Below are 24,039 nucleotides of genomic sequence, written 5' to 3'. Positions count from 1 at the left end.
GCACGGGATTCCGGTCGACCGGATGGTACGTGCGCCCGCACCGGTTGCCCGCGCCGCCGGTGTGGGGTGCCGAGCAGTCCATCGTGTAGGCATTCCCCCAGCTGATACCGCCGAACCCGAATGGAACGGCCTGGCGGGGTGCGCGCTGTTCCGCGGTGGCAGTGCCCACTGCCGAACCGGGTGATCCGGTCCCGCTGCGGCAGATCGCCTGCACCCACCAGGACGGACTGATCGTGTGGTTCTCCGAATACGCGAGCGGCGATGCGGTCGGCGCCTACCTCGTCGCCAAGACGACGCAGGTCGGTGCGCGGCCGATCGGGGACCACGCCAGTGTGCTGGTGTTCCAGCCGCTCGATGCCGCCGCCCCGTTCACCTTGCCCGCGCGGGCGCGCGGCACGAGGTTTCCCGACACGGTGTCGGTGGAGGTCTCTTGGCCGAACCGCACCTTCGAGCAGGCCAGCGAACAGTGGTGGGAGCGGGCGCCGTGCTGACGGCCATCGCGGCTCGCCGACACGGCTCGTGGTCACGCGCGATCATCGACGAACGGCGTTAGCCTGGTTTATGGACGCTGTCACGGTTGTCCCCACCCCCGGCAATGAGCCGGTGCATTCCTACGCGCCGGGTAGTCGTGAGCGGGAGTCGCTGGTTGCCGAACTCGCCGAGATCTCCGCGGACTCCGTGGATGTGCCGCTGGTGATCGGGGGTAAACATCGGCCTGGCATCGGGCAGCGGCACCCGATCGTCGCACCGCATCGACACCGCCAGGTGCTGGGGACCTACACCGATACCACCCACTCCGAAGCGCGCGGTGCGATCGAAGCGGCGATGGCCGCCGCGCCCGGCTGGCGCACGTTGCCGTTCGACGAGCGGGCCGCCATCTTCCTGCGAGCCGCCGATCTGCTCGCGGGGCCGTGGCGGGAAACCATCGCCGCCGCGACCATGCTCGGTCAGTCGAAGACGGTCCAGCAGGCCGAAATCGACGCGCCGTGCGAACTGGTCGACTTCTGGCGGTTCAATGTGGCATTCGCGCGCGGGATTCTGCAGCAGCAGCCGGAGTCGAGTGCGGGGGTGTGGAATCGGCTCGACTACCGGCCGCTGGAAGGTTTCGTCTGCGCGATAACCCCGTTCAATTTCACCGCGATCGCCGGGAATCTGCCGACTGCGCCCGCGCTGATGGGCAATACCGTGGTGTGGAAACCGTCTTCGGCGCAGACACTGTCGGCGTTCTACACGATGCGGCTGCTCGAGGCGGCGGGCCTGCCGCCCGGGGTGATCAATATGGTGACCGGCAGCGGCGTCGAGACCTCCGAAGTGGCGCTGGCCGATCCGCGGCTGGCCGGCATCCACTTCACCGGATCCACCAAGACCTTTCAGCACCTGTGGGGACAGGTGGGCGCCAATATCGGCCGTTACCAAGGGTATCCGCGGCTGGTCGGTGAGACCGGCGGCAAGGACTTCATCGTCGCGCACCCGTCTGCCGATCCGGAGGCATTGCGCACCGCGCTGATTCGAGGTGCCTACGAGTATCAGGGGCAGAAGTGTTCGGCCGCCTCACGCGCTTATATCGCCCGATCCGTGTGGCGCGTGATGGGTGACGACTTCCTGACGCTGACCAGGGAACTGACCTACGGCGATGTGACCGACCTGTCGAACTTCGGTGGCGCGCTGATCGATCGACGCGCCTATGACAAGAACGTGACCGCCATCGAGCGAGCACGGGCGGCAGGCATCGCCATCCCGGCGGGCGGTGCATACGACGACAGCGAAGGGTGGTTCGTGCGGCCGACGGTGCTGCTGGTGGACGATCCGCGCGACGAGTCGTTCGCCACCGAATACTTCGGGCCGATCCTCTCGGTGCATGTCTACGACGACGCCGAACCCGGGGCTTATCCGGCCATCCTCGCCGAGGTGGAATCGGCGGCGCCGTACGCGCTGACCGGTGCGGTGTTCGCCCAGGACCGGCACGCCATCGAACAAGCCTCCGCCGCACTGCGATTCGCGGCGGGCAATTTCTATATCAATGACAAGCCCACCGGTGCGGTGGTCGGCCAGCAGCCCTTCGGCGGCGCCCGCGCCTCCGGCACCGACGACAAGGCCGGGTCGCCACTGAACCTGCTGCGGTGGGTGTCGCCGCGCACCATCAAGGAGACCTTCGTGCCGCCGACGGACTATCGGTATCCGCACATGGCGGAGGCGTAGCGTGATGAATCCGCTGCGGCCTGCCATTCTCGCCGCGGCGGGGTCGCCGCGGATGAAGCGAATGCTCACCGGGATTCCCGTCACGGCGAACATCGTGCGGAGGTTCGTGGCCGGGGAAACCCGCGACGAGCTGATCCCGGTGGTGCGGGGACTACTGGGCAGTGGTCGGATGATCAGTGTCGACTTCCTCGGTGAGAACACCACCGACCGTGCTCAGGCGGATGCCACGCTCGCGGAATATCTTTCGTTGATCAATGATCTCGCGGTCTTGGACGACGGCCGCAGCGGCGCGGCCGCGCGGATCGAGGTGTCGGTGAAACTGTCCGCGCTCGGTCAGGCGTTGCCCGACGACGGACCCGCGACCGCCACCGAGAATCTGCGCATCCTGTGCGCCAAGGCCGGGCAGGCGGGCGTGTGGGTCACCGTCGACGCCGAGGACCACACCACCACCGATGCGACCTTGGCGACAGTACATGCCGTGCGTGCCGAATTCCCCTGGCTCGGCGCGGTATTGCAGGCCTACCTGTACCGCACCGAGGCCGACTGCCGGGAGCTGTCGGGTGCCGAGTTGCGAATCCGGCTGTGCAAGGGCGCTTATCGTGAACCGCGTGCCGTCGCCTTCCAACGCGCGTCCGAGGTCACCGACTCCTACCTGCGCTGCCTCGACACCTTGATGCGCGGCGCCGGCTACCCGATGGTGGCGTCACACGATCCGGTGCTCATCACTGCTGCCCAGCAGCTCGCTGTCGAAACCGGTCGGGGCACAGACCGATTCGAGCAGCAGATGCTGTACGGCGTTCGCGACACCGAGCAGCTGCGGTTGGCCGCCGCGGGCACCGCGATGCGGGTGTATGTGCCCTACGGCGACCAGTGGTACGGCTATCTCACCCGCCGCCTTGCCGAGCGTCCGGCGAACCTGGCGTTCTTCCTCCGCGCGCTGGCCGGTGATTCCTGACGCAGTGCTCCGGTCGCTCGGTCGCGCCGCGGGAGATCGGTCGATCAGAGCAGCGGCTTACCGAGACGATGCCGCCTGCGCATGTTATAGAGAAAGGCATTCATCGGAAAGAGCCTGGCCTGCTTCGGAAGTCGGCCGTGTACGGCCCCGATGGCGCGCAGCAGCACGACCGCGAGCCGGTTGTGCCGTGCGGTCCAGGTCATGCGCATCTGGTCGCGCAGCTGCGGTGGCAGCAGGGCGGTGGCCACGAACCGCTGGAACGGTGCGAAGACCCGCAGCGGCCGGGGGGTCATCTTCAGGTCGATGAGATGGTCGAAATAGGCGCGGGTGCGTGCGTCGATGGTCTTGGTTGCCAGATTGGTGTCCCAGTACTCCGCGAACGCCTTTCGGTCGGCGGGCCACATCTCCCTGCGCATCTGCAGCGTGGTGCCGAACCGGGCGGCGTACTGATAGAACACCGCCGCGGTGTCCTCGTCCATCGGGCCGTGCAGTCGTTCCTCGAGATCGACGACGCCCCAGTAGAGGCAGGCGGCCACCCACAGCTGCAGTTTCGGGTCGAAGGCGTTGTATTTGACCGCCGCGCCCGGCTCGGAGTGGATCGGGCGGTGCGACTGGTTGACGGCCTCTCGATAAACCGCGCGGTCCTCCTCGGTACCCATCATCGCGACCGCCAGATAGGTGAGCGTGGTGCGCAGTCGCTTCCACGGGTGCAGATCGACCCGGCCCGTCTCGACCGTGCTGTCCATGACGCCGTAGGCGACGGGCTTCAGGCTCAGCTGCATGATGACGTTGGCGGTGCCCCCGAGAAAGGCCGCGACGCCGCTCCACATCTCGTCGATGGCGAAGTCGTCGGCCGTGCCGTAGCGGCAGCGCAGGGTCGGTTCGGGCGTCGTTGCGCGAAGGGGCGGGGTCATCGTTGGCCTCGTCTTTCCTGATCGCGGTGCGATGGTTGAACGGTGAGAGCTTTGAGTGCTCACCTTCTCATCGACTCGCGGAGAGTGTCAATCGGTAGTCCGGGTGGTCTCACACCAGTGGTGTGCCTCGGCGCATCCGTCTGCGCAGGTCGTAGAGGTAGATGTTCAGTGGGAACAGCCGTGCCGGCTTCGGCAGTCGGGTCTGTACCGCCGAGATGCCCCGCAGCAACCGGTCGAATCGGCGCTGATCACGGTCGGACCAGGTCAGGTGCATCTCGTCGCGCAGGTGCTGCGGTAGCAGGCCTGCGACGACGAAGCGCTGCAGTCCGGCGAAGCTGCGCTGAACCGGTCGCGGCATCATCTTCAGATCGATCAGGTCGTTGAAATAGTCGCGCAGCTCGGGCTCGATCGAGCGGGTGGCCAGGTTCTCGTCCCAGTACTTCTGGAACGCCGCGCGGTTGGCCGGCCACATTTCCGGCCGCAGCTGCAGCGTGGTGCCGAGTCGGGCGCAGTATTGATAGAAGGCCTCGGCGGTGTCGGGATCCATCGGCCCGCGCATGCGCGTGTAGAGGTCGTCGATGCCCCAGTAGAGGCTGGCGGCCACCCAGAGTTGCAGCGTCGGGTCGAAGGCGTTGTATGCCACCGGGCTCGACGCGCCCGACCGGACCGGTCGATGCGATTCGTCGATTGCGGCCCGGTAGCGTGCGCGTTCCTCGTCGGTGCCCATGAGTGCGACGGCGAGATAGCTCAGGGTGGTGCGCAGGCGTTTGATCGGGTGCAGCGTGACCTTGCCGCTGTCGACCGTGCTCTCCAGTACGCCGCGCCCGACGGGGCGCAGGCTCAGCTGCATGATCACGTTGGCGGTGCCGCCGAGAAAGGCGGCGATGCCGTCCAGGTGTGCGCCGATGGTCTCCGGAGTGAATGGCGGAACCGACGATCGGGCGCGGTCCGGGTCCGACCCGTGGCCGTCGTTGTGCAAGGGGGCGGTCATCGTTGACCTCGTCTTTCTGTGTCCATCCGCACTGCTGCGAGCCAACTGATGAGAAGATTTGTCTTAAATCTTCTCATTGCCTCGACGTAGTGTCGATCACTGCCCGCGCGCGATGACGAGTTAGTACCCAATCGCCGATGATGGCATGCAATGCTGTTGGTGTCATCGTTTCACCGACGTGGATAGGGGTGGGGACATGGCGAGGCTGACCAGACTGTTGGCGTTGGTGCGCAGTACCGGCCCCGAGGACCGCAATCAAGCGCGGGTGCTCGACGCCGCCCTGCTGGCATTCCTGGATTTCGGCATCAAGCGCACCAGCATGGTCGAGGTGGCCCGGCGGTGCGGGCTCTCGCTCGCGACCCTCTATCGGCGTTTTGCCAGCAAGTCCGATCTCATCCAAGCGGTCGGGTTGCGTCAAGCGCGTCAGTTCATCGACGAGGTGGACGCCACCCTGCAGCGGCAGGTCGATCGGGACGCGAGCGCCGAGGATCAGATCGTCGAGCTGTTCGTCGCCTTCCTGAACGGGTTGCGCGGCAACAAATTACTGGACCGGCTGCTGAAGACCGAGCCGGAGATCGTGCTGCCGTACCTCACGGTCAAGGGTGCTCCGGTCATCGAAATGGGTCGCGACTATCTCGCCGAATTCATCACTCGGCTCCAGGGCGAAGGCAAGCTGCCCGACTACGACCCGGAGCCGCTCGCCGAAATGATTGCGCGGACGGCGGTTTCGCTGGCGCTCACGCCGCAGACGGTCATTCCGCTGGGTGACGATGTGGCAGCGCGGAAGTTCGCGCGCGACCACGTCGTCGTCTCGTTCCGTGTCACCTGATGGCACTGTCGGACGAAGTCCGCCGACAGCCGCGCCGGGCCGAGCGAAGGCGAGGCAGCCGCCTGATAGGCGCAGCCGGACGTAGTCCGACCGCAGCCGCGCCGGGCCGAGCGAAGGCGAGGCAGCCGCCTGATAGGCGCAGCCGGACGTAGTCCGACCGCAGCCGCGCCGGGCCGAGCGAAGGCGAGGCAGCCGCCTGGATCGTCCGGCCACCCGGGACTCAGGCCAGGCGCAGGCCGAGCCGTCGCCGGATGCGCATGTCCCATAGGAAGGCGTTGACCGGAAAAGTCTTGATCTGCTTCGGCATTCGGCCTTCGATGGCGCCGACCGTGTGCAGCAGCCTGGCCAGCGCTATGTCGTCGCGCGCACTCCAGGTCATACCCATTTCAGCGCGCAGATGTGGGGGCAGTAGTCCGGTGGTCACCCAGCGGTGCAATCGGCCGAAGGTCAGCTGCACCGGGCGCGGGAACATCTTCAGATCGACGATCTCCCAGAAGTATTCGCGGATCGGGGGATCGATGGTCGTCTTCGCCAGGTTCTCCGTCCAGTAAGAATCGAACGCGGACCGGTTGGCGGGCCACAGGTCCGAACGCATCTGCAAGGTGCTACCCAGTCGTTCGGCGTGCCGATAGAACGCGTCGGCGACGGTGTCGTCCATCGGGCCGTGCATGCGCTCGTAGAGGTCGCGAGCCCCCCAATACAGGCAGGCGGCCACCCACAACTGCAGTTTCGGGTCGAAGGCGTTGTACTTCACCGGGCTGTTCGCGGTCGAGTGCACCGGTTTGTGCGAGCGGTTGATGGCGTCGCGATAGGCCGCGCGCTCGTCGTCATCGCCGAGCATGGCGACGGCGAGGTAGGTGAGCGTGGTTCTGGTCCGCTTGATCGGGTGCAGCATGATCTTGCCGCTGTCGACGGTGCTCTCGACTACGCCATAGCCGACCGGTCGAGTGCTGAGCTGCATGATGACGTTCGCGGCGGCGCCGAAGAACGCGGCGGACCCGTCGAGATACTGCCCGACGTCGAACTTCTCGGGCTGCGTCGACGAGTGGGTGGGTGCGCCAAGCGGGCTGGTCATCATCGACCCCGTTCTCGTTGCTGAGAAGGATATGGATCAACGTTCTCACTGCCTCATGGGCGTGTCAACAGCCGCGCACAGGTTCATCGAGCTGTGATCGGCGCGGCCACGCCGGGCGGTGCGACAGGTTCGTGCGCCGCCGAAGTAGCGTGAGCGAATGTCGTTCGGTGCGCCCCTGCTGCTTCGGTCCCTGAATCCGCTCGCGGTCGCCGCCGGGGAGGACATCCCCGATGCGGTCACCATCGACGGCGTGACGCTGTCGCGCAGCGACCTACTCGGTGCGGCGACCTCGGTGGCCGAACGTATCGCCCGTGCGGAGCGAGTCGCGGTGCTGGCCAAGCCGACCGTCGGCACCGTGCTCGCGGTGGTCGGCTGCCTCATCGCCGGGGTCACCGTCGTTCCGGTGCCACCGGACGCCGGGATCGCCGAGCTCGAGCACATGCTGAACGATTCGGGAGCCCAGGCGTGGCTGGGGGAGGCGCCTGCCGGGACGATGCTGCCGGTGGTGCCGGTCCGCGTTCATGCCCGCTCGTGGCACACCTACCCCGAACCCGATCCTGCCGCAGCGGCATTCGTGCTCTACACCTCAGGGACCACCGGCCTGCCCAAGGGCGTTGTGCTCAGCCGCGCCGCCATCGCGGCCGGGCTCGACGCCCTCGCCGACGCCTGGGCGTGGTCCGCGAACGACGTTCTGGTGCACGGGCTTCCGCTGTTCCACGTGCACGGACTGATCCTCGGGGTGCTGGGCCCACTGCGCGTGGGCAGCCCGCTGATCCACACCGGCAAGCCGACCCCGCAGGCATACGCGGACGCGCCGGGCACGCTGTACTTCGGTGTACCCACGGTGTGGTCGCGCATCGCCGAGGATCCTGATGCGGCACGGCAATTGGCGAAGGCACGCCTGCTCGTCTCTGGCAGTGCGCCGTTGCCGGTGCCGGTGTTCGAGCGGCTGCGCGAGCTCACCGGCCACGCACCGATCGAACGGTATGGCATGAGCGAAACAATGATCACGCTGTCCACGCGGGCCGACGGCGAGCGACGACCCGGTTGGGTCGGCGTCCCGGTCGCGGGCGTGCGAACCCGGATCCGTGACGAATCGGGTGTGCCCGTCCCGCACGACGGCGAAAGCATCGGCGGGCTCCAGGTGCAGGGGCCGATGGTCTTCGACGGCTACCTCGACCGGCCCGAGGCGACCGCCGAATGCTGGACCGACGACGGCTGGTTCAAGACCGGCGACGTCGCGGCCATCGACGCCGACGGCTTCCACCGCATCGTCGGCCGGGAATCGGTCGACCTCATCAAGTCCGGCGGCTACCGCATCGGCGCGGGCGAAGTGGAGACCGCGCTGCTCGGGCATCCCGAGGTCGCGGAGGTCGCCGTCGTCGGACTTCCCGACGCCGACCTCGGTCAGCGCATCGTCGCCTATGTCGTACTGCGCAGCGCGGCAACGGATTCCATCGAGAAGGCGCTCATCGAGCACGTGGCCGAGCAGCTCTCGGTGCACAAGCGGCCACGCGAGGTTCGGGTGGTGGCGACGCTCCCGCGCAATGCCATGGGCAAGGTGCAGAAGAAACTGCTCGGGTGAGCGCCGTCGACGCCTCAGGCCAATCGGGCGTCCGACGACCCGGGGGGTGCGGCCGCACAGCGCGACCATGGTGCGGATCAGGTGCGGCTGATCGGCGAACCCGGTCTGGGCGGCCACCTCGGCGGCCGGGCGGAGGGGCAGTTGTAGTCCGGCCTCACGCAGCCGATGCCAGCGCCGCAGTGCGGTCAGCGGTCCACCGATCGTCTGGACCGACAGCATGCTCGGCATCTCACCGCTGCGGCATCTGCTCGTATACCCGCCGCTGCTGCGGAACATCGAGCGGAGATGGCGGCTGCAGACCGCGGAATAAGCCGCACCGACGGATACCGCGCAGCGCGGCCGCGGGACTGAGCGCCGGGTGAACCGGGGCATTTCGGTATTGACCTCTACTTAGGTCGAGGTCTTACAGTCGCGGCATGACCGCAACTCTGACGCCCGAACAGCTCGAATACCTGAACACGCAGCGGCTCGGCCGCTTGGCGACGGTGCGTCCGGATGGATCGCCGCAGAACAGCCCCGTCGGCTTCCGCTATAACGCCGAACTCGGCACGATCGACATCGGCGGCTGGAATATGGGCGCCTCGAAGAAGTTTCGCAACCTCGCCGACAATGATCGGGTGGCCTTCGTGGTCGACGATGTCGCCTCGGTGCAGCCCTGGCGGGTGCGGTGCCTCGAAATCCGCGGCACCGCAGAGGCGCTGACCGGTGTGCAGTCCTACATCGACGGTGAAATCGGCGAGTTGATCCGAATCCACCCGCACCGAATCATTGCCTTCGGGCTCGTCGAAAGCAACTGAGCGCCGTCGGTGTCGAGGGCAGTGAGATGGTGGGTCCGAACCGCATTGTCGGCCACCATTTCACTACGCTCGCCGCTGACGCGGGGTCAGTCGTTGGCGTGCAGGGCGGCGTTGAGCTCGATGCCGGTTCCCTTGCGCGGCACCACTTCGACGGCACCGGTCAGGGAGTTGCGGCGGAACAGGAGGTTGTTCTGGCCCGCCAGCTCCGAAGCCTTGACGACGGTGCCGTCGGGGGTGGCGACCTTGGTGCCCGCGGTGAGGTACAGGCCCGCTTCCAGCACGCAGTCGTCACCGAGCGGGATGCCGAGGCCGGCGTTCGCGCCGAGCAGCGAACGCTCGCCGACGGAGATGACGGTGGTGCCGCCACCGGAGAGGGTGCCCATGATGGAGGCGCCGCCGCCGACGTCGGAGCCGTCGCCGACGACAACGCCCGCGGAAATGCGACCCTCGACCATCGAGGTGCCGAGGGTGCCCGCGTTGAAGTTCACGAAGCCCTCGTGCATGACGGTGGTGCCCGAGGCCAGATGCGCGCCGAGGCGGACCCGGTCGGCGTCGCCGATGCGGACGCCGGAGGGGAGCACGTAATCCACCATCCGCGGGAACTTGTCCACGCTGTAGACGGTGACGGGCCCGCGGGCGCGCAGCTTGGCGCGGGTCAGCTCGAAGCCCTCCACCGCTGCGGGGCCGTGGTTGGTCCACACCACATTGCTGAGCAGACCGAACTGGCCGTCCAGGTTCAGCCCATGCGGGTGAACCAGGCGGTGCGAGAGCAGGTGCAGGCGCAGGTAGACGTCGTGCGCGTCGACCGGGGCTGCGGCGAGATCGGCGATGGTGGTCTGCACCGCGATCACCTCGACGCCGCGGGCATCGTCGAAGCCGACGAGCGCCGCGAGCTCATCGGGAGCCTGGTCCAGCCGCTTGGTGCCCGTCTCGGCGAACTCGCCCAGTTGCGGGTTCGGGTACCAGGTGTCCAGGACGGTTCCGTCCGCGGTCACATTGGCGATGCCGACTGCTGTTGCTCCCTGAATGCTCACGTCAAGAGAGAATACCGACCGCGGTCCTGCGGCCGGACCGCACATCTGTGACGTCGAGCGCACGGTGCGGTCCGGCTATCGGGGTGGACCGGCCGGCGGGCGTTCGCCGCTGCGAGCCGGGCGCGCGGTCGACGGCCGGGTGCCCGTCCTCCCTGCCGATCGCGATGGGCACGGACCTAGGCTGAGGCGGTGACCCTCGATCTGCGCGCCGACCCGATCCAGCTCACCGCCGCCCTCGTCGATATCGCGAGTGTGTCCCGCGACGAGGCGAGGATCGCCGATATCGTCGAAGGGGCGCTGCGCGGGCAGACTGTGGGATTCGAGGTGCTCCGGCACGGCAACGTGGTGCTCGCCCGCACCGATCGTGGCCTGCCGACCAGAGTGATCCTGGCCGGGCACCTGGACACCGTGCCCATCGCCGACAACGTGCCGAGCCGATTCGAGGTGAACGAGGCAGGGGAGCAGGTGCTCCACGGCTGCGGCACCGTCGACATGAAGTCCGGTGACGCGGTGTTCCTGCACCTGGCGGCCACCGTCGCCGAACCGGTGCACGACCTGACCCTGATCTTCTACGACTGCGAGGAGATCGCGGCCGAATTCAACGGACTCGGTCGCATCGAACGCGAGCTCCCGCACTGGCTCGACGGCGATATGGCGATTCTCGGCGAACCTTCCGGCGGCTGGATCGAGGCGGGTTGCCAAGGCACGCTGCGTGTTCGGCTCACCACGGCGGGCGTGCGGGCGCATTCGGCGCGAGCGTGGCTCGGCGACAACGCCATTCATCGACTTGCATCGGTTCTGCAGCGCCTCGCCGACTACAAGGCGCGCGAGGTCGATATCGACGGCTGCGTCTACCGCGAGGGCCTGTCCGCGGTGCGCGTCGGCGGCGGCGTCGCGGGCAATGTCGTCCCCGATGCCGCCGAGGTGGACGTGAACTTTCGCTTCGCCCCCGACCGTTCGGTCGAGAACGCCGTCGATCATGTCCGCGAGGTCTTCGCCGGGCTCGATCTGGCCTTCGAGGTGACTGACTCCGCGGCCGGTGCACTGCCCGGCCTCGCCGCCCCCGCGGCTGTGGACCTCATCGCCTCGGTGAACTCCCATGGCGGCGGCGGCGTGCGCGCCAAATACGGCTGGACCGATGTCTCCCGCTTCGCTGCCCGCGGCATCCCCGCCGTGAACTTCGGCCCCGGCGATCCAAACCTCGCCCACAAGCGCGACGAACACGTGCCCGTCGCGCAGATCACGGCGGTCGCCGCCATGCTGCGCAGCTATCTGACCGGTGCAGTCTGATCGAGATTCGGTACGGGACGGCGGTGCAACCCTGTGCTGCGCCCCGGCCCGGTACCGTGGGCGCCATGTCCACCGAAGCCGCCGATAACGAGGTCGTAAGCACGCCGAAGTCGACACCCAAGTACCGCGGGCCGATCATGTTCCGCCGCGATCGCAAACCGGGCGGCACCGCCGATCAGAATCTGCTGGATCAGCACGGGCCGAGCGACTGGGTGCACACCGACCCGTGGCGGGTGCTGCGCATCCAAGCCGAATTCGTCGAGGGTTTCGGCGCCTTGGCCGAGGTGCCGCGCGCGGTGACGGTTTTCGGTTCCGCGCGCACCCATGCCGGCCACCCGGAGTACCAGGCCGCACGCGCCATCGGCGGCGCGCTCGCGCAGGCCGGTTTCGCGGTGATCACCGGCGGCGGTCCCGGCGTGATGGAGGCGGCCAATCGCGGCGCATCAGAGGCAGGCGGATATTCGATCGGCCTCGGTATCGAGCTGCCGTTCGAGCAGAGCCTCAACGAGTGGGTCGACCTGGGGATCAACTTCCGGTACTTCTTCGCCCGCAAGACCATGTTCGTGAAGTACTCGCAGGCCTTCGTTTGCCTGCCCGGCGGATTCGGCACTCTCGACGAGCTGTTCGAGGCGCTCACCCTGGTGCAGACCCGCAAGATCACCCGCTTCCCGATCATCCTGTTCGGCACCAAATACTGGGCGGGGCTGGTGGATTGGCTGCGGGATTCCCTAGCGGGCTCCGGCAAGATATCGCCGGGTGATCTCGGGCTGATCCATGTCACCGACAACGTCGACGAGGTCTGTGAGATCGTCCTCGCCGCGGCCGAGAACGGTGGGAGCCTGGATGCGGTCGGGACGGAGGATCAGTGGTGAGCGCGGCTGCGGGGTACTCCGTCTGTGTCTACTGCTCGGCCAGCACTGCCGACCCGGCCCACATCGGACTCGCCGCCCGGGTCGGTACCGAAATCGCCAGGCGCGGTTGGCAATTGGTTTCCGGCGGTGGGCACATCTCGATGATGGGTGCGGTCGCTACCGCGGCGCGTGCCGGTGGCGCCAATACGGTCGGCGTGATCCCGAAGCACTTGGTGCACAAGGAAGTCGCCGATGTCGACGCCGACGAACTCGTCGTCACCGACACCATGCGTCAGCGTAAGCAGGTCATGGAGGATCGCGCCGATGCGTTCCTCACGCTGCCCGGCGGTATCGGCACGCTGGAGGAATTCTTCGAGACCTGGACCGGTGGCTATCTCGGGCAGCACGACAAGCCCGTGGTCATTCTCGACCAGGACGGCTTCTACACGGGTCTGTTCCGCTGGCTCGACGAGCTCTACGACCGAAAGTTCGTGTCCCAGTTCGCCAGGGACCGCATCACCGTGGCCACCGATCTGCGGTCGGCCTTCGCAGCGCTGGAACCCCTTGCGGCACTGGACGACAGTGCCACCCCGGACAAGGAGAAGTGACGCGTGAGCACCGACGCCCGCCCGACCGTCAGCTTGCTCGATGTGGCGAAACGACTGCCGGGCATGGCGGTCGACGCTCCCTCCATGCTTCGCGGCGCGATGAGCATGCTGGTCCGACCCGGCGACAGATCCTCGGTCGGGCTGTACTTCCAGCGCAACGCGCACCGTCATCCGGACCGCCCTTTCCTGCGGTTCGAGGGCAAGACCTTCAGTTACCGCGACGCCAACACACAGGTGAACAGGTACGCGAATGTGCTCGCCCAGCGCGGTGTTCGGCGCGGCGACGTGGTCGGCGTGCTGATGACCAACCGGCCGGAAACGCTGTTCGTAGTGCTGGCGACGGTGAAGCTGGGCGCGACCGTCGGACTGCTCAACCATCATCAGCGCGACACGGTGCTCGCCCACAGTTTCGGCCTGCTCGACAGCGTGCTGAATGTCGTCGGCGCGGAATGCGCAGCGGCGTTGGACTCGCTGCCGGGGCCACTCGCCAATGTGCTCGACGCGCAAGAACTGCACGCGGCTGCCGAGTCCGCCGACGCCACCGATCCGCCCAGCTGCGCGCAGATCACCGCGAAGGAGCGGGCTTTCCTGATTTTCACCTCCGGCACCACCGGGTTGCCGAAGGCCAGTGTGATGACACACCTGCGCTGGACCAAGAGCATGGCCGGACTCGGCGGGCTCGGAATTCGCCTGCGCGACACCGACACTCTGTACTGCTGCCTGCCGCTGTACCACAACAACGCGCTGACCGTCGCGTTGTCGTCGGTGCTGGCCGCGGGGGGTACGTTCGCGCTCGGCAGGAAGTTCTCCGTGTCCGGGTTCTGGGACGAGATCATCCGGGAGAAGGCCACCGCGTTCATCTACATCGGTGAGCTGTGCCGGTATTTGCTCAACCAACCCGCGAAGCCGGTCGACCACCGCCACAAGATCCGGCTCGCCGTCGGCAACGGGCTGCGGCCGGAGCTGTGGGACGAATTCAAGAAGCGTTTCGGCATCGACAGGATTGTCGAGTTCTACGGCGCGAGCGAGGTGAACATCGCCTTTGTCAATGCGTTCGGAGTGGACCGGACCGCAGGCTTCGGGCCGCTGCCGTACGCGATCGTCGAATACGACGACACCACCGGAAAAGCCGAGCGCGGCAAGAACGGACGGCTGCGGCGCGTCCCCTCGGGTGGGGTCGGACTGCTGCTCGCCAAGGTCACCACCCGCTCGCCCGCCGACGGTTATACCGACAAGGCCGCCTCCGAGGCCAAGCTGGTCCGCAACGGCTTCAAGGACGGCGACGTCTGGTTCGACACCGGCGACCTGGTCCGCGATCAGGGTATGCATCACATCGCCTTCGTCGACCGGCTCGGCGACACCTTCCGCTGGAAGGGCGAGAACGTCGCGACCACCGAGGTCGAAGGGGCCCTTGCCGCGACCGCAGCGATCTCGCAGGCCGTTGTCTACGGCGTAGATATTCCGGGCGCCGACGGCAAAGCGGGCATGGGCGCGGTGACGCTGTACCCCGACGCCGAATTCGACGGGCATGCGCTCGCCGAGCAGGTCTACGCGCAGTTGCCCGGGTATGCCGTGCCACTGTTCATCCGGGTAGTGCCGGAACTCGAGCAGACCTCCACCTTCAAGAGCCGCAAAGTGGACTTACGCAAGCAGGGCTACCAACCCGACGCCGAGAGCACCCTGTACGTCCTGGCCGGTCGTGCCGAGGGCTACGTGCCCGCCTACGACGATTACGCCACAGACGTGGCCGCGGGGCGCGCACCGAAGTGAGCTGAACGCGACAACTGGTTTCGTCAGCACCCGGGTAACTCGTCGGGTACGCCCAAAACTGATCCGTACCCAAACGCCGGACCTGAGTTCGACCTTTGTGATGCTCGAGTCGTACGGCCTCAATACGCGCCAGACGCGGGCTGTGCAGCGGACAGTCAGGCGGACAGCGAGGTGGGTTAGCTACAGTCGGGGGCATGTTCAGCCCCGTAACGCCGCTCCCGACTTTGTGCGGCAAGCCGGTGGCGACGGATCGCGCGCTCGTCATGGCGATCGTCAATCGCACGCCCGATTCCTTCTACGACAAGGGCGCAACCTTCACCGACGAGGCGGCCATGGACGCCGTCGCGCGTGCGGTCGACGAAGGTGCCGACCTCGTCGATATCGGCGGCGTCAAAGCGGGTCCAGGAACGCTGGTCGATGCGGCCGAGGAAGCCAGCAGAGTGGTCCCGTTCGTCGCGGCGATCCGGGCGAAGTACCCGGAATTGCTGATCAGCATCGACACCTGGCGGGCCGAGGTGGCCGCTGCGGCGGTCGGCGAGGGCGCTGATCTGATCAACGACACCTGGTCGGGCGCCGACCCGGATCTGGTGCGGATCGCGGCGGAATTGGGTGTCGGCATCGTGTGCAGCCACACCGGCGGCGCGATTCCGCGGACCAGGCCGCATCGGGTGCGCTACGCCGATGTGGTGCCCGAAGTGACCGATACCGTGGTCGCGGCCGCAGAGAATGCGGTCGCGGCGGGGGTGCGCAAGGATTCGATTCTGATCGATCCGACCCACGATTTCGGCAAGAACACTTACCACGGGCTCGAGTTATTGCGGGGAATAGACATTCTTGTAAATACCGGATGGCCAGTCTTGATGGCGCTCAGCAACAAGGATTTTATCGGGGAGACTCTAGGTGTCGGTCTTTCCGAACGGTTGGAGGGCACATTGGCGGCAACAGCATGGTCGGCAGCGGCAGGCGCCCGAGTCTTCCGAGTACACGAGGTTGCCGAAACCCGGCGCGTCGTGGACATGATCGCCGCGATTCAGGGCATCCGGCCCCCCGCACGAACCTTGCGAGGTCTGGTATGAAAATCCAACACCGCGAGCCCGCATGGGCGACGACCAATACCTGGGACACACCCGAGTGGACGGTGGACGAACTCGTCGCCGCCAAGAACGGGCGCACCGTTTCTGTAGTGCTGCCCGCGCTGAACGAAGAACGCACCGTCGCCGACGTGGTGGCCAGTATCCGGCCTCTGCTCGGCACGCTGGTGGACGAACTGGTGGTGCTCGATTCCGGGTCGACCGACGCGACCGCCGAACGCGCACGCGCCGCGGGCGCCGACGTGATCAGCCGCGAAGAGGCCGTTCCCGAACTCGATCCGCTGCCGGGCAAGGGCGAGGTGCTGTGGCGCTCGCTGGCGGTGACCAGCGGTGACCTGGTCGCCTTCGTCGACTCAGATCTGATCGACCCGGATCCGGCCTTCGTGCCGAAGTTGCTCGGCCCACTGTTGACGGTCGAGGACATGCAGCTGGTCAAGGCCTACTACCGCAGGCCACTGCGCCAGGGCGCCGCAGTGGACGCGCATGGCGGCGGCCGGGTCACCGAACTCGTCGCCCGCCCACTGCTGGCCGCGCTGCGCCCCGAGCTGTCGGATGTGCTGCAGCCGCTGGGCGGCGAATACGCGGGCACCCGGGAACTGCTGACATCGGTGCCGTTCGCCCCCGGCTACGGCGTCGAGATCGGGCTGCTGCTCGACACCTACGACCAGCTCGGCATGTCCGCGATCGGTCAGGTGAACCTGGGCGTGCGCACCCACCGCAATCGCCCGCTCGCCGATCTCGGCGTCATGAGCCGCCAGATTCTCGGCACTGTGCTCGGCCGCAGCGGCGTGCAGGATTCCGGCGCAGCGCTCACCCAGTTCCCGCTGGTCGGCGACGCCTTCACCGCGCACAGCACCGAGGTGTCGCTGGCCGATCGCCCGCCCATGAACACGCTGCGCCCGGCTCGCGCGGCCGCCTGATGATCGTCGGCTCGGCAAGTCCTGTCGAGTTTGCTGCCGGATCGCTAGTCTGGGTCGCAGTCCGTACCTGGTCGGCAGCCAGCCGCCGGGCTGTCGGGTGCCGCCGCGCACCTGACAGTGGGGAAGCCGGGTCCTAGCGGGCAACCAGGCCGTTTCATCAATTCGACGGTAATGGTCGCTCGAAGAGGCCTCAGTACAACCATTTCACTACCGTCGATACCTGAAGTGCTTGTTACGCAACCACAGCAGTCCTCATGCTGGGAGCTGTGTGTCTGTTTGCCCAGGCTGCGGAAGATCAAGTCGGGTACGGCACCCAACGTGCCAAGCACTGCTCGGTAAACCACTGGTAGGAGCGCCTATTGAGGAGTCTCTAGCTCTGGCGGTCCCGAAGAGGTTTGCCATCCAGCGGATTACCGGGGCAGTGCTGAGCGCGTCAGGTGGGGGTACCCGGTTTACTTTTCCGCAGCTCGGGCACGAAGTGTTGGATTCCAGCATGGTCGACTGGCTGCGGTTGCGGTGTCGGGCTTTTGGGGTCAACCGCAGAGAAATGGTTGCTAGCGGCTTTTTGTCGACCATTCCCATGCGCTCGGCTGAACGGTGGTCAGTAGTGGATGGGGCCGGCGAGCTGGTCGAGGGGGCGTGCCGAGGTGCGCCCGCGTTCGGCGAGGATTTGGGCGGCGATGGAGATCGCTGTTTCGTCGGGGGTGCGGGCGTTGAGATCCAGGCCGAGTGGGCTTTTCAGTCGCGACAATTGGCTGTCGGTCACGCCTGCGGCACGTAGTCGCTCGGTGCGTTCGGCGTGGGTGCGGCGCGAACCCAATGCACCGACGAAGGCGATGTCGGCCATGTTCAGTGCGGCCGCGATCGCGGGCACATCGAACTTGGTGTCGTGGCTGAGGACGCAGACCACGGTGCGCCGGTCGATCCGCCCTGCCGCCCGCTGCGCCTCCAGATATCGGTGCGGCCAGTCGACGACCACCTCGTGGGCGGCGGGGAATCGCGCTGTGGTCGCGAAGGTTTCGCGGGCATCGACCACAGTGACCCGGTAGCCGAGCTGGCGACCGGTCCTGGCGAGTGCGCGCACGAAATCGTTGGCGCCCGCCAGAATCATGCGGGCCGGAACGCCGAAGGTCTGCACGAAGACTCGGGGTCGCGGCGTCTGCGCCGTTTCGCACTCCTGCACGCCGACCACCCCGCTGGCTCCGGCGGTGAGCAGGGCCTGCGCGTCCTTATCCACGCCACGCCATGGCTCGGAATTGCCGGGCCGCAGTAGTTTCCACTCCGCGGCCGAGTCCAGCGTTGTCACAAGCGCCACTGGACTACCCGCGCCGATCTGTTGTCGCAACGCTTCCAACACCGAAAGGCGATCGCTGTCGACCCGTTCGACGAAGACCTCGATCTCGCCGCCGCAGGTCAACCCCACCTCTAGACCGTCGCCGTCGGCGTAACCGAAACGGTCGCTCATCGCATGCCCGGTGGCGAGCACCTGCCGCGCCGACTCGAGGACGGCAGATTCGATGCAGCCGCCCGACAGTGATCCGAATACCTCACCTGCTGCGGTGACCACCATGGCGGCCCCCGGGTCGCGCGGTCCGGCGCCGGTGGCATCCACGATCCGCGCCAATGCCACCGGCCCACGACGGGTCAGCATGATCAACTGCTGGAGCACGGTGCGCACGGAACCAGCCTAGCTACGCAACGGCTATTCGTCGCGGCGCTCGGCCATCCTCACTCGCGGGTCGGCTCGGCGTCGTCGGCGCCGCCTTCCTCGGCCAGGCGTGCCTGCAGGTCCGCCACGGTCAGGTGAGTACGTGGAGAGCGGGTCCGCAACAGGACAGCGGTCAGCATGATGAGCAGTCCGAGCACGATGACGACAGCGCCGACGATGAGCATGTTCACCGTTGCCGCCGCGGGCGGCCGCTTGCTGTTATGGCACGGTGCGGCCGCATCAGCCGAGCACCTCGCGGAGCTGGAAGCCGGGCGGGATGTCGTCGGTATGGAAGTAGGTCGCGAATACCTGCGCGGCGTGTGCGGCGGTGAAGACCTCGTCCGCATACACGCGCAGGAAGTCGGTCCCGTCCGGGATGCAGACGGTCGGCTCGCTGTCGCGACTGCCGGGCAGGCCGACGATGAAGTGCTGCGGTACTCCATCGACGGCAGTCCAGATCTCGATGACCAGCGCGTTCGTCGAGCCCGTGCACTGGACGGCGCTGGCGCCGCGCGCTGAGCCGACGGCCGTGGTGATGTCGGTGGCCGGAAGCGGTGACAGCAGCCTGCTCATGTTCACCGCGTAGCGGTGGTAGCCGTCCAGCCTGCACAGCGGGCGGAGGAAATTGTCGACCGTCTCGTCGGGTCCGATGAACACCTTCAGCCGGTCGCTGTAGGTGACGCGGTGCGTGGCGACCGTCGGCTGTACGCGGGTCGTCGAGTCGGTCGCCACGAGCTCTGTCGGGGCCGCCTCGGCCGGGGATGCGGTATGTGCTGTCATCGAACGTCGAACATTCATCGGGTCCACCTACCACCGATTAGTTATCTTTCAGCTATTGAAACATCGGTGTAGCAATTTCCGTAACGGGACACGCCCGTGACGTGTGACACAGGGCCTTCGAGTTTGGACCGACAGCGGATGGTCGAGACGTGCAACCCGATCCCGACCCCGGGTCGACCTGTCGAGTCCGTGCCGGCTCGGCGGCACGACCCGTGCAGGAAGACCGCCACGGGCCGGGCTCCGAACCGGCACATCATGTTCGACGACCACGAGCTGAATCGTGGAGTCCGGAAACGGCCTCGGCTACGACTCAGCGCCTGCTGCCGGGCAGTGTCGATCTCGGATCGTGGTCGTGCCAGTAGACGGGAGTAAGCAATTCGGCTTCCTGCGGTTCGCCGGTGGAGCGGTCGTAGCGCACCGCAACGAGCACTGAAAACAGATGGGCGGCTGCACGTTCGTGCAGCGTGGCCAAGCGTGTAGCGAGCAGGCGGATGGCGCCGAGTGAACCGGGCGGGTGCAGGCCATCGATGATCAGCACCGTGCCACGACCATCCGGGCGGGGCAGGCGAGCCAGGTAAGCGATGTCGTGCGGTTCGGGGCCGCCGGGCCGGTACACCCGCCGGGCCGCGCGATCCTCGATACCGCGGCGGGCGTCGCCCGCCCGAGCAACCGCGCGGCGCAGGCGCGGGTCGGCCGTGATCAATTGGCGCACACTGGGGGACAGCTCTGGACCGCCGAGCACGATCAGCCCGTCCCGGTTCAGATCGACAGGGCGGCCCGGGAGAAAGTGCTCGACCGCGGCAGCGAAACCGAGCTCGTGCAGCAGCTCGACGAGTCGCTGTGCCGCCGTGGGATCCGGTGCGCCGAGCACCCGGCCACTGCGAACCTCGGGGGCCAGCACGGTGATCGAGCCATGCCCGAAGAACAATCCCTCCGGCGCCGGACCCTGGGTGCTGACCTGATGAATGCGGGCGCGGGAAAGTCCCGCGGCCGCACCGATTCTGGCGAATGTCCAGCCTTCGGCATGGAGTTCCCTGATTACCGCGCGCCGAATCCGGGTGAGTTCGTTGATGGTCTGCTGGGCCGCCGCCACACCATCGGTGGCCGCTTTCAGTCGCTCGACCTTGTTTTCGATTGCGAAAACGCGCGCCACGTCATCGGCCGACATGTGCGAAGTCTAGACAGCTCGACAGGCCCCTGTGTCTACTCCGCTTGACAGAACCTTGCCCATTTCAATAATTCGGCGTCCCTTTTCAGGTCGCGTCGGTGTCGATCGGTGGACGTTCGTTGCGGTCCAACGGCTTTTCCAGCTTCGGCATCGGGTAATCCGGCATCCCACTCGCCGTGCCCAACAGGTCCTTCTGGTCCGGCACCGCGCTCGCCAAATTGCGCAGTAGCGAATCGTCGCCGTTGAGAAGATGTTTGGTCACCATCGAGCGCGGCGACATCTGGCGCAACTCGTTCAGGTCGGCGAGCGGCTTGCGCAGCTCCTCGAATTCGGGCCCGAGCTCCTGCTGCAGTTGCTGCGTGGCGCCACTGGCATAGTCGCGCACCTGGCGCAGGCTACGCGTGGTCCAGCGAACCGCGCCGGGCAGTCGCTCCGGGCCGAGGATCACGAGGGCGGCGACGAGCAGGATGACCATCTCGCTCCAGCCGATGTTGCTGAACACAGATCCAGGCTACCCGGGGACCCTCGGCGCAGCTCAGTCGGATTCCAGCGTGACCGGCACGTCCACCTGCCTGCCGTCCCGGATCAACTGCACGTTCACCGTCTGGCCGATCTTGCTCGACTGCACCGCGACGACCAGCTCGTCCGGCCCGGTCACCTCGCGGTCGCCGATCTTCACGATCACATCGCCCTCGACGATTCCGGCCTTCGCCGCAGGACCGTTGGGCGCGATGTCGGCGACAGCGGCGCCGCTCATCACTTCATTCGCCACCTGTTTGCTGCGGGCGCTGAGGCCGATCATCGGGTGGTGCATCTGGCCATCGTGGATGAGGGTCTGCGCGACCTCGGTGACCATGTCGACCGGTATGGCGAAGCCCAGACCGACCGAACCGCCGGTCTCGCTGCGGATCGCGGTGTTGATGCCGATGACCCGGCCCTGCAGGTCGACAAGCGCGCCACCGGAGTTGCCGGGGTTGATCGACGCGTCGGTCTGCACCGCATCGATCACGGCCTTGGTGTCGCTGCCCTCACCGGAGAGTGCGACCGGACGGTGCAGCGCACTGACGATGCCGTAGGTGACGGTCTTGCTGAGGCCGAGCGGCGAACCGATGGCCAGTACGTCGTCACCGACCTGGACGTCCTTGGACTTGCCCAGTTGCGCCACCGTGAGATTTTTCACATCGACCTTCAGCACCGCCAGGTCGGTCTTCGGATCGCGCCCGACGATGTGTGCGGGGACTCGGGTGCCGTCAGAGAAGGTGACCTGGATGGCCGCCCGATTGGACTTGTCCTGGGCCGCCATCGAGATCACGTGGTTGTTCGTCGCGATATAGCCCGCGCCGTCGATCACCACGCCGGAGCCGGTCGCGCCGTTGTCGCCGACGGTGACGCGAATCGACACCACCGACGGCAGCACCGCATTGGCGACCTTGGCGATCTGACCGTGCGGCCGCTCGGTGCCATCGGTCTGCTCCAGCGCGACCTTGCGGGAGGTCAGCGGCGCTGCGGACTCGGCGGTGAGCCTGCCGACCAGTCCACCGAGCACGCCGACCGCCAGCGCGACCACGGCGAGCAGCGCAAGCGCCTTCGGTGCGACGCGGGAACCGAACAGCACTTCGCGGGCGCCGAGCTTCTTCGCCTGCGGTAGCGGTGCGGGTTGCGGTGTCGGCAGGGCGGGCGCGCCGAGCCGGGCGCCGGTCGCCGGATCGCGCCATGGATCGGCAGGGCCGGCGACAGGCGCGGTGGCGTCGGCCGCGTCGGGGTCACGCTGCAGGAGTTCGGTGGAGCCTGCCGGGCGTCCGAAGGCCTCGGACAGCACCGCGTCCGGCGGGCGGTTCTGCAGGTCGGGGCCCAGATGCGGTGCGGCAGAACCGGACTGCGGCGCGGTGTACTCGGCGAACGAGCCGGTCTGGCCCGAAGGGCGGCGGAAGGCACGCGCCGTGTGGGTGTCGACATGGGGGCGGTAGACCGGGCGCGGCCCGAGCACAGGCGCGTCCGACGGCCTCAGGTTCCCCCGGTTGGCCGCCGAATCCGGGGTGTCGGCCGATCCGGAGTTCGTCGATTCGGTGGTCACTCGCCAAACTCTACTTGCGCCACCAGGTTGTCCACCGGGTCGCGGTGAACGAATCTGTCAGAAAGCCGAAAACCGCCTCGTTGCGCGGGGTCCCGGTAGGGGGCCGCGTAGATCCGTTGGATGCGCCGCCGGGCAGTTCGGCCAGCGGAATACGGGTCAAGCTGTCGTGCAGGCCGGTGGGAATCGACACCTGACCGGCCCGGCGCAGCGCGATCCTGGCCTGCTGCTGCGCATCGACCTCCGCCGCGCATTCCGGGCAGAGCGAAAGATGCTGAGCAGCGCGCAGGTAGGCGTTCATCCGCAGCTCGCCGTCGACGTACGCTGCGATCGCCTCACTCGCCAGATGCTCGGTGGGCTGAAAACGCTGCGGCCTGGCCTGCGCACGCCCGGGCTCCTCGTGCGACGGACGACCTGACGTGCTGGAGTCGCCACTCATTCGGTGCTCACCCTTCCAACCGACATCATCCAGGACATAGGTGACGTCGGCACCCGACCGATCACCCTACGTTCGTGTCAGCGGCGAACCGCTCCTCAGTTCCATTATGCGCAAGGTAGTCACGCAGTGCCTGACGGCCACGGTGGATTCGACTGCGCACGGTGCCGAGTTTGACGCCGAGGGTGGCGCCGATCTCCTCGTAGGACAGCCCTTCGATGTCACACAGCACCACCGCGGCACGGAACTCGGGAGCCAGCGAGTCGAGGGCGGACTGTAGGTCAGGGTCGAGCCGGGCATCGTGATAGGCCTGCTCGGGGCTCGGGCCATCGGCGGGCACCCGGTCGTAGTCCTCGGGCAGCGCCTCCATCCGGATCCGGTTGCGCCTGCGCACCATGTCCAGGAACAGGTTCGTGGTGATGCGATGCAACCAGCCCTCGAAGGTGCCCGGTTGGTAGTTCGACAGTGAACGGAACACCCGGATGAAGGTCTCCTGGGTGAGATCGTCGGCATCTTGGGCGTCGCCGGACAGGCGGTAGGCCAGCCGGTATACCCGATCGGCATGTTCGCGGACCAGTTCGTCCCAGGACGGCATCACCGATCTGTCACCGGTGGCATCGAACGCGGCAGTGCCGCTCAGTTCGTCTATCGACTCTGCTGCCGTCTCGAGCTCGATCGGCAGTGCTTGCTCTGGCAGGGTGGCGTATTCGCGCGCCGCATCGACCATGTGGATGGGGCTACCTCCTACTAGGGACCGCTGGCTCTGGAACTCGGCGCCGATCCGGATCTGCGGATCGTTGCTGACGGGTACAACAGACAACCGGTATGTCCTTGTTCCCGCGTCCCGCACCGGGCGGTCAGCTGGTCTTGCGTAGGGCTCACTCTCCTTTGTTCCGATATGCCACGGATATGGAGACCCTGAGGGACACCTGAGAATCTGCCGGGAGCGGCACTCCTTAAATCTGTT

At 67.0% G+C, this 24,039-nt stretch carries 24 protein-coding genes; 12 read left to right on the top strand and 12 right to left on the bottom strand.

Translation table 11 applies throughout. The features are described 5' to 3' along the window. Positions 1 to 155 precede the first annotated feature (155 nt). The 3 genes from OHA42_RS36640 (at position 156) to OHA42_RS36630 (ending at position 3,154) form a co-directional block, all read left to right on the top strand. Positions 156 to 491 (top strand): hypothetical protein, encoded by a 336-nt coding sequence (locus OHA42_RS36640; RefSeq protein WP_406232812.1) that lies wholly within the window; start codon positions 156 to 158, stop codon positions 489 to 491. Positions 492 to 561: 70 nt separating this feature from the next. Further along, positions 562 to 2,199, top strand: a complete 1,638-nt coding sequence (pruA, locus tag OHA42_RS36635; protein ID WP_406232810.1) for an L-glutamate gamma-semialdehyde dehydrogenase — start codon at positions 562 to 564, stop codon at positions 2,197 to 2,199. 4 nt (positions 2,200 to 2,203) lie between these two features. After that, positions 2,204 to 3,154: a proline dehydrogenase family protein gene (locus tag OHA42_RS36630; protein WP_406239854.1), complete on the top strand. Its 951-nt coding sequence runs from the start codon at positions 2,204 to 2,206 to the stop codon at positions 3,152 to 3,154. A 44-nt stretch (positions 3,155 to 3,198) separates the two neighbouring features. On the opposite strand, the gene OHA42_RS36625 is transcribed toward OHA42_RS36630, so the two are convergent. Together OHA42_RS36625 and OHA42_RS36620 are read right to left on the bottom strand one after the other, a co-directional pair. Beyond that, on the bottom strand, positions 3,199 to 4,068 hold the full coding sequence (locus OHA42_RS36625) for an oxygenase MpaB family protein (protein WP_406232808.1): 870 nt from the start codon (positions 4,066 to 4,068) through the stop codon (positions 3,199 to 3,201). 109 nt (positions 4,069 to 4,177) lie between these two features. Beyond that, complete coding sequence (locus OHA42_RS36620; RefSeq protein ID WP_406232807.1) at positions 4,178 to 5,059, bottom strand: oxygenase MpaB family protein; 882 nt, start codon at positions 5,057 to 5,059, stop codon at positions 4,178 to 4,180. Positions 5,060 to 5,255: 196 nt separating this feature from the next. Here OHA42_RS36620 and OHA42_RS36615 point away from each other — a divergent pair, with 196 nt between their 5' ends. Further along, entirely contained in the window at positions 5,256 to 5,888 is a 633-nt protein-coding gene (locus OHA42_RS36615; protein ID WP_328405711.1) for a TetR/AcrR family transcriptional regulator, read from the top strand. A gap of 220 nt (positions 5,889 to 6,108) precedes the next feature. Here the strand turns inward: OHA42_RS36615 and OHA42_RS36610 are convergent, their stop codons facing one another. Continuing rightward, entirely contained in the window at positions 6,109 to 6,966 is an 858-nt protein-coding gene (locus OHA42_RS36610; protein WP_406232805.1) for an oxygenase MpaB family protein, read from the bottom strand. Positions 6,967 to 7,120: 154 nt separating this feature from the next. On the opposite strand from OHA42_RS36610, the gene OHA42_RS36605 reads away from it, so the two are divergent. Both OHA42_RS36605 and OHA42_RS36600 read left to right on the top strand, forming a co-directional pair. Beyond that, the gene (locus OHA42_RS36605) at positions 7,121 to 8,548 is read left to right on the top strand and encodes an acyl-CoA synthetase (RefSeq protein WP_406232803.1); all 1,428 of its coding nucleotides are present in this window, start codon (positions 7,121 to 7,123) and stop codon (positions 8,546 to 8,548) included. A gap of 416 nt (positions 8,549 to 8,964) precedes the next feature. After that, entirely contained in the window at positions 8,965 to 9,345 is a 381-nt protein-coding gene (locus OHA42_RS36600) for a PPOX class F420-dependent oxidoreductase (RefSeq protein WP_406232801.1), read from the top strand. Between the two features lie 86 nt (positions 9,346 to 9,431). Here OHA42_RS36600 and dapD read toward each other — a convergent pair whose 3' ends face one another. Next, complete coding sequence (gene dapD, locus OHA42_RS36595; protein ID WP_406232799.1) at positions 9,432 to 10,379, bottom strand: 2,3,4,5-tetrahydropyridine-2,6-dicarboxylate N-succinyltransferase; 948 nt, start codon at positions 10,377 to 10,379, stop codon at positions 9,432 to 9,434. A gap of 189 nt (positions 10,380 to 10,568) precedes the next feature. On the opposite strand from dapD, the gene dapE reads away from it, so the two are divergent. From dapE to OHA42_RS36565, 6 genes are all read left to right on the top strand, one after another. After that, on the top strand, positions 10,569 to 11,669 hold the full coding sequence (gene dapE / locus OHA42_RS36590) for a succinyl-diaminopimelate desuccinylase (protein WP_406232797.1): 1,101 nt from the start codon (positions 10,569 to 10,571) through the stop codon (positions 11,667 to 11,669). 65 nt (positions 11,670 to 11,734) lie between these two features. Beyond that, entirely contained in the window at positions 11,735 to 12,541 is an 807-nt protein-coding gene (locus OHA42_RS36585; protein ID WP_406232796.1) for a TIGR00730 family Rossman fold protein, read from the top strand. Beyond that, positions 12,538 to 13,128: a TIGR00730 family Rossman fold protein gene (locus OHA42_RS36580; protein ID WP_406232794.1), complete on the top strand. Its 591-nt coding sequence runs from the start codon at positions 12,538 to 12,540 to the stop codon at positions 13,126 to 13,128. The genes OHA42_RS36585 and OHA42_RS36580 overlap by 4 nt, the downstream gene beginning before the upstream one ends. A 3-nt stretch (positions 13,129 to 13,131) precedes the next feature. Further along, the gene (locus OHA42_RS36575; RefSeq protein WP_406232793.1) at positions 13,132 to 14,898 is read left to right on the top strand and encodes a long-chain-acyl-CoA synthetase; all 1,767 of its coding nucleotides are present in this window, start codon (positions 13,132 to 13,134) and stop codon (positions 14,896 to 14,898) included. A gap of 194 nt (positions 14,899 to 15,092) precedes the next feature. Next, complete coding sequence (folP, locus tag OHA42_RS36570) at positions 15,093 to 15,974, top strand: dihydropteroate synthase (protein WP_406232791.1); 882 nt, start codon at positions 15,093 to 15,095, stop codon at positions 15,972 to 15,974. Continuing rightward, positions 15,971 to 16,909, top strand: coding sequence for a glucosyl-3-phosphoglycerate synthase (locus OHA42_RS36565; RefSeq protein WP_406232789.1), 939 nt, complete (start codon positions 15,971 to 15,973; stop codon positions 16,907 to 16,909). The genes folP and OHA42_RS36565 overlap by 4 nt, the downstream gene beginning before the upstream one ends. A 601-nt stretch (positions 16,910 to 17,510) precedes the next feature. On the opposite strand, the gene OHA42_RS36560 is transcribed toward OHA42_RS36565, so the two are convergent. The 8 genes from OHA42_RS36560 to sigE form a co-directional block, all read right to left on the bottom strand. Further along, the gene (locus OHA42_RS36560; protein WP_406232787.1) at positions 17,511 to 18,587 is read right to left on the bottom strand and encodes an XdhC family protein; all 1,077 of its coding nucleotides are present in this window, start codon (positions 18,585 to 18,587) and stop codon (positions 17,511 to 17,513) included. 50 nt (positions 18,588 to 18,637) lie between these two features. Next, complete coding sequence (locus tag OHA42_RS36555) at positions 18,638 to 18,808, bottom strand: hypothetical protein (protein WP_406232785.1); 171 nt, start codon at positions 18,806 to 18,808, stop codon at positions 18,638 to 18,640. 49 nt (positions 18,809 to 18,857) lie between these two features. Then, complete coding sequence (locus tag OHA42_RS36550) at positions 18,858 to 19,415, bottom strand: hypothetical protein (RefSeq protein ID WP_406232783.1); 558 nt, start codon at positions 19,413 to 19,415, stop codon at positions 18,858 to 18,860. A 292-nt stretch (positions 19,416 to 19,707) separates the two neighbouring features. Continuing rightward, positions 19,708 to 20,565 carry a hypothetical protein gene (locus OHA42_RS36545; RefSeq protein ID WP_406232782.1) on the bottom strand — a complete coding sequence of 286 codons (858 nt, stop codon included), beginning with the start codon at positions 20,563 to 20,565 and terminating at the stop codon, positions 19,708 to 19,710. Positions 20,566 to 20,650: 85 nt separating this feature from the next. After that, positions 20,651 to 21,067 (bottom strand): Sec-independent protein translocase protein TatB, encoded by a 417-nt coding sequence (tatB, locus tag OHA42_RS36540; protein ID WP_328405677.1) that lies wholly within the window; start codon positions 21,065 to 21,067, stop codon positions 20,651 to 20,653. 33 nt (positions 21,068 to 21,100) lie between these two features. After that, positions 21,101 to 22,639 carry a trypsin-like peptidase domain-containing protein gene (locus OHA42_RS36535; RefSeq protein ID WP_406232780.1) on the bottom strand — a complete coding sequence of 513 codons (1,539 nt, stop codon included), beginning with the start codon at positions 22,637 to 22,639 and terminating at the stop codon, positions 21,101 to 21,103. A gap of 10 nt (positions 22,640 to 22,649) precedes the next feature. Further along, positions 22,650 to 23,075: a hypothetical protein gene (locus OHA42_RS36530; RefSeq protein WP_406232779.1), complete on the bottom strand. Its 426-nt coding sequence runs from the start codon at positions 23,073 to 23,075 to the stop codon at positions 22,650 to 22,652. A gap of 61 nt (positions 23,076 to 23,136) precedes the next feature. Next, positions 23,137 to 23,799, bottom strand: coding sequence for an RNA polymerase sigma factor SigE (sigE, locus tag OHA42_RS36525; protein WP_328413379.1), 663 nt, complete (start codon positions 23,797 to 23,799; stop codon positions 23,137 to 23,139). Positions 23,800 to 24,039: the final 240 nt, after the last annotated feature.

The sequence above is a fragment of the Nocardia sp. NBC_01009 genome (assembly GCF_045208035.1).
GTDB lineage: Bacteria > Actinomycetota > Actinomycetes > Mycobacteriales > Mycobacteriaceae > Nocardia.
This window is presented reverse-complemented; position numbering and strand designations above follow the sequence as displayed.